Raw genomic sequence first — 12,506 nt, 5'->3', positions numbered from 1 at the left:
ATTACTCCCGTCTGTTCTACTCCTGCCAGCCAACGTTGACCCAGTAGTCAGCGCTGGTGTAGCTCTGCTTGAACAGGGACGGACCGTAGTTCGCGACCTTAGCCTTGACAGCGGCGTACATCGGGCCGTTACCGTAGGGCAGGTACACAGCGACCTTCTCGTAGTAGAGCTTCTCCGCCTCGTTGGCGATCTTGATGCGCTCGTCTTCCTTCTCGGTGTTCTGCAGCTTCTCGATGAGCTTATCAACCTCGGGGTCACCGACTCCGAACACCTCGGTGGTGAAGAAGTAGGGTGCCGAGGATGCCAGGTCGGGCAGAACGCCCCAACCGGTGAAGATTGCTTCGTAGCTCTTCTGGCCGAGCACGGAGTTGGAGTTCGACTGCGGCTGGTTGTCGGAGGTCAGGCGGATACCTGCGGACTTCAGCTGCTGCTCCAGGATCTGGTAGACAGCCTGGTAGACAGCCTCGGAACCGAAGGAGGTCAGGGCGAAGCTGGCAGTCTTGCCGCCCTTAGCGTAGTAGTCGCCGGACTTGGAGTAGCCTGCGGCCTCCAGAATCTTGGCGGCTGCCTGGGCGCCGGACTCACCCTCGTAGTTGTTCTGGTAGCCCTTCTGGAACGGCATTGCGATGATGGAGCCGGGCAGCGGCTCGGTCCAGCCGAGCTGCGAGAAGTACGCCTTAGCGATCTGCTCACGGTCCACAGCTGCGAGGATTGCGCGGCGCAGTGCCAGGTCCTCGATGCGCTTGGGGTTCAGCTGAATAATGTTGACGTTGGTGTTCTGGCTCTGGCGAATCTCGGTGCCTGCCTGACCCTTCACAGCGTTGTAGCTGGTTGCACCCACGAAGGTGAAGGCGTCCAGTTCGCCGTTCTTGAAGCTTGCACGGATTGCATCGGAGTCCATCTGGCGCCAGATAATGCGATCCAGCACCGGCTTCTCGCCCCACCACTTGTCGTTCTTGACCAGGGTGAGCACCTTCTGGGAGGAGTTCCACTCACCAATCTTGAAGGGTCCTGCCCAGTACTGGTCGAGGGGCTTGTCGACAAAGCCGTCGTTGAAGAGGTTGACGTCTTCCAGAGCGGGGTGAATTGCGAAGGCGCACAGACCCTCGGAGGGGTAGTACGGGGTCTTCATGGTGACCTTGACGTGGCGGTCGTCGCCGTCCACTGCCTCGATGCTTTCCACCTGCTGCCACATCTGGTTATCGGTGATGTGGTAGGGGTTGTCGGTGACTGCGCTGTAGACCTTCCAGCAAGCCTGCACAGCCTTCACGTCCATGGGGGTGCCGTCGTTGAAGACTGCCTTGGGGTTGATCTTGAAGGTCGCGGTCTGCACGCCATCGACGGTCTCGGTCTTGTGCTCGGTGCAGAACTCGGGGTTGAGGGTACCTTCGCCGTCGGGGCTCATGGTGTAGAAGCCCATCACGGCGGGAATGTTGCAGGGTGCCAGTGCGTCCAGGTTGCTGGAGGTGTAGCCGCTCTGGGTCTGCAGGTTGAAGTTCGGGCCCAGGGCGGTAGCCGCGAGAGTCAGGGTGCCGCCCTGCTTGAGGGAGGAACGGTCCTGCTTGTTGACCTGAAGGTTCTTCAGAATATCTTCAGCGTTGTTAGCGGCACTACCGCCAACCTTTTCCTTCGAGCTGCCGCAGGCAGCCAGTAGACCAACGGTGCCGAGGGCAACGGTGCCGGTCAGGAGGGTACGGCGAGAGACAGACATGCTCTTCATGGAATTTCTCCTAGAGTATTCGCAGTGTTGTGGAGGCGGCGCGCGAACGGTGCGCAACTAACACTCCAACCCGGCGGGAGGACAGTCTCTGCCGGGGTCGCAGGCAGAATGCCCGCATTTGTTTTAAGTATATCCGTGCAAATCTCTGAGGAACGGGAAAGCGGCGTGCTCCAGAAGGTTTTAATCCTTCTGTAACACGCCGCTGTAGCGCTTTTACCCCTTATGGAGTGTGTGAGCGGTGCTCAACGCTTAGATTTTTACTTCTCCCAACCGACGTTGATCCATACGTTCGGGTTGTAGTAGGGCAGACCGAAGAGCATGGGGCCGTAGTTCGCCAGGCCCTTACGGCACGCCTTGAAGTTCGGGCCGTTGTGGGTGGGCACGTAGATGGCGACCTCGTCCAGGTGGCGCTTCTCCAGCTCGTTCATGATCTTGAGCTGTTCCTTCGGGTCCTCGGTGGACATCATGGTTGCTGCCAGCGAGTCCAGATCCTTACCGTGACCGTTGTTGGTCTCGGAGATGTAGAAGTAGTTCGCTGCATCCACCGGAGAGGTGGTGATGCCGTAACCGCCAGTCTTAATCGCGAAGTTCTTCGAGGAGATGATGCTCGACATTTCGGAGGCACCGTGATTCTCGATGGTCAGCTCGATGCCGACCTCCTTCATCTGCTGCACCAGGAACTGGGCGGTGGAGCTGACAACCGGGTCGCTACCGAAGGTGATAACCGGGTAGGAGACCTTAGCGCCGTCCTTGGTGTAGTAGTCACCGGACTTGGTGTAGCCCGCATCCTCAAGGATCTTGGTGGCGACATCCTTGCCGAGCTTGGTCGGGTAGTTGTCCTGGTAGCCTTCCTGCATGGGCAGCATGCACATGGAGCCGGGCAGGGTTTCCTTCCAGCCGAGCTTCTCGTAGCGCAGCTTCTGCAGTTGCTCACGGTTGAGGGCTGCAACGAATGCGCGGCGGACGGGCAGGGGCACCTTTTCGGGGTTGATTTCGTAGTTGCCCACGCTGAGAGCGCTACCCTTGCGAATGTCGGTGTTTGCCACGCCGGAGAGCTCGTTGTAGGAGCTGAGGGTGCTGGCGTCCACGTAGTCGATTTCGTTGTTCTTGTAGGCTGCCTGCTCTGCCTGGGAGCTCATTTCACGCCAGGTGATGCGCTCGAGGGCGGGCTTGGTGCCCCACCACTTGTCGTTGCGGACGACGGTGAGCACCTTGGAGGAGGAGTTCCACTCGCCGACCTTGAAGGGGCCTGCCCAGTACTGGTCGAGGGGCTTGTCGTTCAGGCCGTCGTTGAAGAATTTGGGGTCGGCGAATGCCGGGTGCAGGAACGAGGTGAAGCTGCCTTCGATGGGGTACCAGGGCTTGGACATCGTGACCTTCACGTGGCGGGTATCGCCGTCCACAGCCTCGACGCTTGCGACCTGTTCCCAGATGGGCGAGGGGGTGATCTGGTAGTCCGAACCGGATGCCGCGGCGGTGTAGATGGTCTGGTAGCTCTTGACGGCGTTCACGTCGATGGGGGTACCGTCATTGAAGGCTGCCTTGGGGTTGATCTTGAAGGTCACGGTCTGCACGCCGTCAACGGTCTGCGCCTTGTACTCAGTGACGTAGTCCTCGTTCATGTGCGACTCGCCGCGGAAGTCGGCGTAGAAGCCGCCGGTGAAGGCGGAGTTGATGGCTGCCTGAATGTTCAGGTTGCCGGCGGTGTAGCCGTTGGTGTTGAGGATGTTGAAGTTCGGGCCGATGCCGTCAGCGCTCAGGCGCAGTTCGCCGCCGTCCTTGAGGGCGGAGCGGTCCTTCTCGTTGTAGGAGACTGCCTTTGAGAGGTCGTCGCCCGCGGAGAGAGCGCTGGTTTCGGTCTTGGAGGAGTTGCCGCCGCAGGCTGCGAGCAGGCCTACGGTGCCCAGGGCGACGGTGCCGGTGAGCAGGGCGCGGCGGTTGAGGGTGAAAGTGGTCATGATCTGTCCTTGTCTGAGGACCGGGATGCGCACGTGAGGTACCATGCGCTCCCGGCCCGGGATGAGTGTTGAAACGTGGCGCCATCTCGACAATCTGAGGGTGGGGGAACACAACCCACCCCGCATACTCGTGATGCACATCTATGATGGAACGCACGTTTGCATTGGGATTAGTATACACACAAAACCCATACGGCATGACCCGCCTCACCTTTTACGGGAAATATTTCAGCAGAAACTTTTCTTCCCTCAATTTCAGCCGACCCTCCCCCGAGAAACAAAAGAGTCCCGCGGCGCCCCGCCCATTAGGCGGAATACCGCGGGACTTTACCCTTCCGGAGTCTTATGCCGGCGCCTCCAAAAATTCAGAAGCTACCGACTAGAACCCCAGAAACTAGCCTATGGCTTTAGTTCTGCCAACCCACATTGACCCAGCGCTTGGGGTCGGTGTAGCTGGTTGCGAAGAGGGAAGGACCGTAGTTAGCCAGCTTCTCCTTCACAGCTGCGTAGCTGGGGCCGTTGCCGTAGGGGAAGTAAATAGCGACCTTCTCCATGTGCTGCTTCTCAGCCTCAGCAGCCATCTTCAGCTGCTCCTCGTGGGATTCCTTCTCGTAAATGGACGCAATGAACTTATCCAGCTCAGGATCGCCCACACCCTCGTTGATTTCGCTCGTGTAGAAGTACTGAACACTGTCTGCGGGGTCAGCACCAATACCCCAACCGGAGAAGGCGCAGTCGTACTGCTTAGCACCCATCACGGAGTTGAACTGGGACTGCGGCTGGTTGTCCTGCTCGAGCTTAATACCTGCCGCCTTGAGCTGCTGCTCGAGGTTCTGGAACTGAGCCAGAGAGGTTGCATCCGAACCGAAGTAGGTGATGGAGAAGCCTGCAGTCTTGCCATCCTTGGCGTAGTAGTCGCCATTCTTGGAGTAGCCTGCTGCTTCCAGGATCTTTGCCGCAGCCTCGGGGCCGGGGTTGGTGGGCATAGCGTCCTGGTAGCCCTTCTGGAAGGGCATAGCAATCAGGGAGCCGGTCAGGGGCTCTTCCCAGTTAATCTGGCCGAACTTGACCTTAGCCAGCTGGGAGCGGTCAACCGCGGCGAAGACTGCACGGCGCAGGGCGGTGTCGGTCACGCGAGTCGGGTTGAACTGCAGGTTAATCACGCCGACGCTCTGGCCGGAGCGAATCTGAACACCGGGCTGACCCTTGACAGCGTTGTAGGTTGCCAGGCCAGCAAAGCCGATGCTGTCCAGCTCGCCATTCTTGAACGCTGCGCGCTCTGCCTCGTCGCCCATTTCACGCCAGATAATGCGGTCCAGCAGCGGCTTCTCACCCCACCACTTGTCGTTGGGCACGAGGGTGAGGGTCTTAGCCGAAGAGTTCCACTCGCCCAGCTTGAAGGGGCCGGACCAGTACTGATCCATGGGCTTGTTCACGAAGCCATTGTTGAAGAGCTCCTTGTCGGTCAGTGCGGGGTGCAGACCGAGCAGGCCGAGGGTTTCGGCAGGGTACAGGGGCTTGGACATCACGATCTTGACGCGGGTCTTGTCGCCATCCACGGGGTCGATGGACGCCACCTGCTGCCAGAAGGGAGCGGCGATAACGTTGTAGCCATCATCGGGGTTGCGGTAGACGGTCCACGCGGCGCGGATTGCCTCAATGTCAACGGGGGTGCCGTCATTGAAGACAGCCTTAGAGTTAAGCTTGAAGGTGATGGTCTGCACGCCGTCAACGGTCTCTGCCTTGTAATCGGAGACGTAGTCGTCATTGAGGCTGTATTCGCCAGCAGGGCTCAGGGAGGTGAAGCCGATAGCGGAGGGGATGTTGCAGGCGCCGCCGAATGCGGTGAGGTTCTCGGTGGTGTAGCCGCTCTGGGTCAGAATGTTGAAGTTCGGGCCGACTGCGGAGACGCTACCGCGGAACTCGCCACCCTGCTTGAGGGAGGAGCGGTCCTGCTTGTTGATTTCGAGGTTCTTGACGATTTCCTCGGTGCTTGATGCAGCCTTACCGCTGATCTTCTTGTCAGAGCCGCCGCCGCATGCAGCGAGCAGGCCGACGGTACCCAGGGCAACGGTGCCGGTCAGCAGGGTACGGCGATTAATACGTAGATGAGTCATGTATTCTCCTCATGCCGGAGGGCTCGGGTGCTATTCGATAAGCGCACCGTGTTGTGCGCTGATTTTTCGGGAGCGCCGAAGCTCCCGCCCATCACCTTTGTGAGAGCCCCCACATTGTTTGTGGTTGAAACACAGTATACCCCCAAAAGAAGCGACGCAGACCACAGTCCAATCCGTGGAAGAACTATACACCGTCTAAAAATCACGGGTTCAGCGCCTGAAACCGCATCATCATGCGGAAGCCGCGTGCGAAAACTAAAAAATGAAATATTATGTAGCATTGGCGCGCGAGCGCGTCACACCCGGTACTTTGAGAGTCGTTACAAGTTACAAGCACAGCGTCGGGGCAACTAAAGCGCGCTGAACCCTCCACAAGAAAAAGCTCCCCACCCCTATACGACACTGCGAAAACGTATAGGGGGCAGGGAGCTTAAAACTGCGGCTTACGCCATCCAGCCGACGGTAGACCAGTCGGTGGTCTTGAAGAGGAACGCACCGTAGTTAGCGAGCTTCGGGCGGCATGCCTTGAAGTCCGGGCCATTGAGGAAGGGGATGAAGAGGCAAACCTCGCTCATGTGCTTCTTCTCAATTTCGTTGCACTTCTCGGCGCGCTTAGCGTCATCGAGGATGGTGACCATCTCGTCGACCATAGCGTCGATTTCGGGGGTGCCGACGCCGTTCCAGTTCTTGGAGTGGTAGAAGTACTCGGCTGCACTGGTCGGCTCGGAGGTCACGCCGAAGCCCGAAATGCTTACGTCGTACTCGCGGTTACCAACAACCTTCGAGAATTCAGACTGTGCACGCGAATCGAGCTCGAAGTTAATGCCGATTTCCTTCATGCTCTGGATGAAGGTCTGTGCCTGGCCCTTGGTGGTGGCGTCATCACCGAAGGTGGTCAGCTTCAAGGTGATGGTCTTGCCGTCCTTCGCGTAGAAGTCGCCGGACTTGGTGTAGCCTGCCTTCTCCAGGACCTTGCGTGCTTCCTCCGGGTTACGTGCCGGGTAGTTGTCGCGGTAGTACTGGGAGGAACCCAACAGAAGCATCGAGCCGGGAACTTCTTCTTCGTAGGGCAGACCCTGGAAGCGAATCTTTGCCAGAGCACCACGGTCGATACCCAGGAAGATTGCCTTACGGACAGCAACATCAGTGATGTGCTCTGCGTTCAGGTTCATGCCGCCGGCGAAGAGGCGGCGACCGCGGCGGATTTCAGAGTTTGCAACGTCCTTCATCTCGTTGTAGGCGCTGAGGGTACGTGATTCCACGACGTCCAGCTCGCCGTTCTTGTAGGCGGCGCGAGCTGCGGCGTCTGCCATTTCACGCACGACGATGCGGTCCAGCTTGGGCTTCTCACCCCACCACTTGTCGTTGGGCACAGCAGTGAAGGTCTTCTCGGAGGAGTTCCAGCCGTTGGGTGCCAGGGTGAAGGGGCCGCAACCGAGCTCGGGGTGGGGGTTGTCCACGAAGCCTTCATTGAAGAGGTTTACGTCGAGCATTGCCGGGTGCAGGATTCCGCCGAAGAGCAGACCCTTGACGGGGTTGTGTGCGGTCTTGAGGACAACGCGTGCGTGGTAGCGGTCGCCATCGATAGCTTCAACGCTTTCGATGTACTCGTAGATACCTGCTGCACCAATCTTGTACTCACCCTCGGGGTCACGCTGGATTTGCCAGGTTGCCTTGAGGGCGTCGATGTCGATGGGGGTGCCGTCGTTGAAGACTGCCTTGGGGTTCAGGCGAACCTCTGCGGTGATCTTGCCGTCTACTTCCTTAGCTTCGAAGCCGAGGCAGTAGTTGGGGTCGAGCTCGTCTTCACCCTTGAAGGTGCTACGCCAGATGCCGGCACCGGCGATAATGCCCATGGTTTCGGAGACGGAGGTGCTCGAGCCATTCTGGGAGAAACGGTTGAAGTCCGGACCAAGGGAGTAGGTGCTCAGGTTCAGGGTACCGCCCTGCTTGAGCTTCGAGGCATCCTGCTCGTTGATTTCATAGAACGGGGTTTCGCTTGCCTTGTGCTCGGTCTTGGAGGACGAGGAGCCACAAGCGCTCAGTACGCCGGCAGCAGCGACGGCGGTTGCGCCGCCGAACAGTACGCGGCGGCTCATGATCGGGTTGAATCCGGAGAGGGAGGGGATGGGGTGGGGGCTCATGATGGGCTCCTTGTGGGTGTGGACTGCGCTGATGCAGTGTTTGCAGTGTAGAGTGGGTGGCTCGCGTGCTCTGGAGGCGGGGTTTCCGCCTGTAGGAGCGCCTGCTATCTGCGGTGATGGGCGGGCAGGTCAAGCCATGCAAAATAATGTGACCTAAAGCTATGTTCTAAGCCACATTTAATATTTTTAGTAGTGTACACCACATAAATCACTACAGGTGCGCAACACGATAAATATTTCTCAATTATTACGCCCAGCCCTAATGCAACGGGTCTAAATCCACATCGGCACAACCCCACCACCCTTCGCGCAACATCCCTCCCCCGCCTCCAGAAATAGCCAGCGGGCACAGCAAAGCGGGCCGAACGCGCACACACGCATTCGACCCGCTCGCAAGACAGGCACCTTTTAGGAGTTCATCCAGCCCACAGCAGCCCAGTCCATCGACTTGTACAGGTGCGGACCGTAGTTAGCCAGATTCTTCTTGACCATCACAAAGTCAGGACCGTTCGTAATGGTACCCAGGAAAGCAAACTCAGCCATGTGCTTCTTCTCAATCTCATTGCAGGCAAGGTTACGTTCCTTGTCATCCTCAATGAGGGTCATGGCGTCGATGAGGGCATCGATTTCCTTACTGCCGATACCTTCGTTGTTCTCGGAGTAGTAGAACTGCTTGGTACCCTCGGTTGCGTCAGCAGAGACCGAGTAGCCACTGAAGGAAATATCGTAGTCCCAGTTACCCAGGATGGTGGCGAACTCACTATCGGCGTGCTGATCAATCCGGATCTCAATGCCGACATCCTTCATCTGCTGGGTGAAGGTCTGAGCTTTACCCTTGGTGGTCGGATCGTCACCGAAGACCACCACAGCACAACCAGCCTTCGTGCCAGCCTTCTCGTAGTAGTCGCCATTCTTGGTGTAGCCGGCGGCCTCCAGAATCTTCTGCGCCTCCGAAACGCTGTTATTCGGGGTCGGGTAAGAATCCTGGTAGTAGGGCGAGAAAGGCATGTGAATCATCGAACCGGGAATAGCTTCCTCGTAGGGCAGACCCTGGAACTGAATCTTTGCGAGTGCTTCACGGTTGGTACCGGCAAAGATTGCCTTACGCAGGGCGGCATCCTTCACGCGCCGCGGATTAATATCCAGACCACCGGCATAGAGGCGGGTACCCTTACGCAGTTCGGTACCCGCAATGCTCTTCACCTCGGCATAGGTGGAGGAGGTGCTTGCGCCGATAGCGTCAATTTCGTCGTTCTTGAACGCAGCACGTGCAGCGCTGGACTCCATCTGAGTAAAGACGATCTTGTCCAGCAGGGGCTTGGTGCCCCACCACTTGTCGTTGGGTACAACGCTGAAGGTCTTTGCGGTGGAGTCCCAGCCCTTATCCGCCAGAGTGAAGGGGCCAGCCCAGTACTCGGGGTGGGGCGCATCCACAAAGCCGTTATTGAAGAGCTCGACGTCTTCCAGTGCGGGGTGCAGAATCTCAGAGAAGAGGCTCTGCAGCGGGTAGAAGGGCTTGGAGAAGGTGACGGTTGCGCTGTAGTCGTCTTCGCCCTTTTCTACGGATTCGACGAATTCGTAGATGCCACTGGTGACAATGTTGTAGCCGTTATCCAGGCTCTTGAAGATGTTCCAGGTGGACTGGAGCGCCTTGTAGGTGATGGGGGTGCCATCGTTGAAGACAGCCTTGGGGTTGAGCTTGACGGCAACCTGAATCTTGTCATCCTTCTTGCTGTGCTCGAAGGAGACAGCGAAGTCGGTGTTCAGCTTGTAGGTGCCATCAAAGTCGAGGTTCCACATGCCGGCCTGGCTGATGGTGCTCATAACGTTGACGTTATCGCTGGTATTACCGCTCTGGGTGTAGAAATTGAAGTTCGGGCCGATGGATCCGGCGGGCAGGCGCAGGGTGCCGCCCTTCTTCAGGCTGTTCACATCCTGAGCGTTGATGTTGTAGAGGTCTTCGATATTGGCACCGGCGCCAGCGGCCTTGGTCTTTTCAGAGCTTGCACTGCCGTTGCCGCAGGCGCTGAGCAGACCTACAGCTCCCAGAGCCGCGGAGCCGCCAATGAGCGCGCGGCGGCTGAAGCTGTTCTTGGTCGCTTCGTGGCTGCTCGCGGTGTATGCGGTCTTGGCGGTCATGGGAGTAGTTTCCTTCTGTCTTGTGCGGGCGGGTGTATCCCGTATCCCCGAAGTATTGATTATTTATGCAGAGCACTGCATAACTTTGTATGATTCCACTGTAGCGCACCCTGAGAGTGAAAACCAAGCATTTTTACAATATTTCTTAATATTTATCGTATTTTTTGAATATTCATACTATGCATACGCTGTTTTTGCGCGAATTTTTCGGATTTTACTGGATAGCTATACCGCCGCTCCCCTGTGTCGGTACACAAAAACACCCAAAGCAATTCCTCCAGATATGCAAAAAGTGTCCACCCGGATCATCCGGGTGGACACTTTCAATACCTCTAGGCTAATCACCTAGTAGGCGATAGGATGAGGGCTTACTTAGCCCAACCAACCTTCTCCCAGTGAATACCGTTGCCCTGGTACAGGGACACACCGTAGTTGCGCAGGCCCTTCTTCACGAACTTGTACTCGGGGCCGTTGAACAGCGGAACCATCACAGCAACCTCGGCCATGTGCTTCTTCTCAATCTCGTCGCAAGCCAGGTTACGTGCCTTGTCATCAGAGATGAGCATCATCTTCTCGATCAGCTCGTTGATCTCGTCGGTACCGGCATCCTCGGGCTTCTCACGCAGGTAGAACTGCTGGGTAGCCTGGGTGGCGTCCGGGTCGCTCAGAGCGTAGCCCGATGCGGTAGCGTCGTAATCCTTAGCCTGCATTGCCTTGCCGAATTCGCTGGCGGCGCGAGCGTCGATCTCAACGTTAATACCGGCATCCTTCAGCTGCTGCACGATGGTCTGAGCCACAGCCTTAGAGGTGGGGTCATCGCCGAAGACGGAGTACTTGAAGGCGGCCTGCTTGCCGTCCTTCTCGTAGAACTCACCGTTCTTGGTGTAGCCAGCCTCTTCCAGAATCTTGGAAGCTGCAGATGCATCGTTGTTCGGGGTCGGGTAAACGTCCTGGTAGTACTCGGAGAAGGGCATGTGGATCATCGAACCAGGCTGCTTCTCTTCGTAATCCAGACCCTGGAAACGCACCTTAGAAATAGCTTCGCGCTTCAGGCCTGCCATAACCGCGCGACGCAGAGCAACGTCCTGCATACGGGCGGGGTTCATAATCATACCGCCGGAGAAGAGGCGAACACCGCGACGCATCTCGGTGTTAGAAACTTCCTTCAGCTCCTTGTAGCTTGCGGCAGCCGTAGCGGGGGCAGCGTCAATCTCGTCGTTCTTGAACGCTGCACGCTCAGCGGCGGAGTCCATCTGACGGAAGACGATGCGCTCCAGAACGGGCTTCTCGCCCCACCACTTCTCGTTGCGGGTCAGGGTCAGGGTCTTCTCGGAGGAGTTCCAGCCGCCCTCTGCAATGGTGAAGGGGCCTGCTGCGTACTCGGGGTGCGGGTTATCCACGAAGCCCTCGTTGAAAACATTCTTGTCCAGCAGAGCCGGGTGCAGAATCTCACCGAAGAGGACGTTCACCGGGTAGTACGGCTTGGCGAAGGTGACCTTAACCTTGAAGTCGTCACCGTCGCGCTCCACGGAGCCAACGCTAGAGTAAATGCCGCTGGTCTCGATCTTGTAGTCGCCGTCGGTGCTCTTGAGGATGTTCCAGGTAGCCTGCAGAGCCTTGTAGTCGATGGGGGTGCCGTCGTTGAACTTAGCCACGGGGTTCAGCTCAATGGAGACCACGGGCACGCCGTTCTCCTCGGAAACGTCGAAGCTCTTGGCAAACTCGGGAGACAGGGTACGCTTGCCCATGGGGGCTGCCTGCCAGATGCTGTTGTAGTATACGGGGCTCAGAGCAGCCTGGGTGTAGGCGGTAACGCCGGTGCCCAGGAGGTTGAAGTCAGGGCCGAGCGAAGTCACGGACAGACGCAGAGTGCCGCCATCCTTCAGCTCAGAAACAGCGGTCTCAGCGATGTCGTACAGTTCCTTGGAATCGGTGCCTGCGGTTGCGCCCTGGGTGGTGGCCTTGGAGTCCTTCGACGAGCCGCACGCAGCCAGTACGCCCACAGCGCTCAGCGCTACAGCGCCACCGAGAACGGTACGACGATTCAGGATGAAATTCTTCTCCATGAGAGTGTCCTCTTATATGTATGACCCTCAATAATCCCGCAGGAAAGCATCAAGGATTCCCTGCTCATGCGCCACCCAAAGGTGCGGTGAGCGATGAATTAGTGCCGGTCTATGAATGTGTTCCTTCGGGTGCGCCCCTAGCGACGCGCCCCTAGAGTTAATTATTACCCACCCTCCATTCAGATGCCCTCCCATAAATATTCATATCTTGAATATTGAGAAAGGTTACGCCTTGTCAAGGAGAAATTAACTTATACATCAGTGCATCCTCAGTGCCGAGAACCACACAAGAAAGCACAGCCCGGGCCGCTACCACGACCCAAAACATCGTGGAGAACAGAAAACCCGAGGGGCGAGCATCC

Annotated in this window: 6 protein-coding genes; all 6 read right to left on the bottom strand. The window is 57.7% G+C overall.

Translation table 11 applies throughout. From position 1 onward, the window contains the following. Window positions 1-16: 16 nt before the first annotated feature. The 6 genes from HMPREF2674_RS06100 to HMPREF2674_RS06075 all read right to left on the bottom strand — a co-directional run bounded on the left by HMPREF2674_RS06100 (window position 17) and on the right by HMPREF2674_RS06075 (window position 12,144). Window positions 17-1,720, bottom strand: coding sequence for an ABC transporter family substrate-binding protein (locus tag HMPREF2674_RS06100; protein ID WP_070825119.1), 1,704 nt, complete (start codon window positions 1,718-1,720; stop codon window positions 17-19). A 257-nt stretch (window positions 1,721-1,977) separates the two neighbouring features. After that, a complete protein-coding gene (locus HMPREF2674_RS06095) occupies window positions 1,978-3,678 on the bottom strand; it encodes an ABC transporter family substrate-binding protein (protein WP_070825118.1) in 1,701 nt (566 codons plus the stop codon). A gap of 407 nt (window positions 3,679-4,085) precedes the next feature. Then, a complete protein-coding gene (locus HMPREF2674_RS06090) occupies window positions 4,086-5,795 on the bottom strand; it encodes an ABC transporter family substrate-binding protein (protein WP_070825117.1) in 1,710 nt (569 codons plus the stop codon). 443 nt (window positions 5,796-6,238) lie between these two features. Continuing rightward, the gene (locus tag HMPREF2674_RS06085; protein WP_070825116.1) at window positions 6,239-7,939 is read right to left on the bottom strand and encodes an ABC transporter family substrate-binding protein; all 1,701 of its coding nucleotides are present in this window, start codon (window positions 7,937-7,939) and stop codon (window positions 6,239-6,241) included. 408 nt (window positions 7,940-8,347) lie between these two features. Continuing rightward, a complete protein-coding gene (locus HMPREF2674_RS06080) occupies window positions 8,348-10,078 on the bottom strand; it encodes an ABC transporter family substrate-binding protein (protein WP_070825115.1) in 1,731 nt (576 codons plus the stop codon). A 368-nt stretch (window positions 10,079-10,446) separates the two neighbouring features. Then, window positions 10,447-12,144: an ABC transporter family substrate-binding protein gene (locus tag HMPREF2674_RS06075; RefSeq protein ID WP_070825114.1), complete on the bottom strand. Its 1,698-nt coding sequence runs from the start codon at window positions 12,142-12,144 to the stop codon at window positions 10,447-10,449. Window positions 12,145-12,506 lie beyond the last annotated feature (362 nt).

The organism is Rothia sp. HMSC062F03 (assembly GCF_001836905.1).
GTDB lineage: Bacteria > Actinomycetota > Actinomycetes > Actinomycetales > Micrococcaceae > Rothia > Rothia mucilaginosa_A.
The sequence above is the reverse complement of the archived record's forward strand: the minus strand, read 5'-3'. Positions and strand labels throughout refer to the sequence as shown.

Bases quoted from the DNA above. Each gene is read 5' to 3' on its own strand.
- HMPREF2674_RS06095 (WP_070825118.1), bottom strand. From the start codon at position 3,678: ATGACCACTTTCACCCTCAACCGCCGCGCCCTGCTCACCGGCACCGTC.
- HMPREF2674_RS06090 (WP_070825117.1), bottom strand. From the start codon at position 5,795: ATGACTCATCTACGTATTAATCGCCGTACCCTGCTGACCGGCACCGTT.
- HMPREF2674_RS06080 (WP_070825115.1), bottom strand. From the start codon at position 10,078: ATGACCGCCAAGACCGCATACACCGCGAGCAGCCACGAAGCGACCAAG.
- HMPREF2674_RS06100 (WP_070825119.1), bottom strand. From the start codon at position 1,720: ATGAAGAGCATGTCTGTCTCTCGCCGTACCCTCCTGACCGGCACCGTT.
- HMPREF2674_RS06075 (WP_070825114.1), bottom strand. From the start codon at position 12,144: ATGGAGAAGAATTTCATCCTGAATCGTCGTACCGTTCTCGGTGGCGCT.
- HMPREF2674_RS06085 (WP_070825116.1), bottom strand. From the start codon at position 7,939: ATGAGCCCCCACCCCATCCCCTCCCTCTCCGGATTCAACCCGATCATG.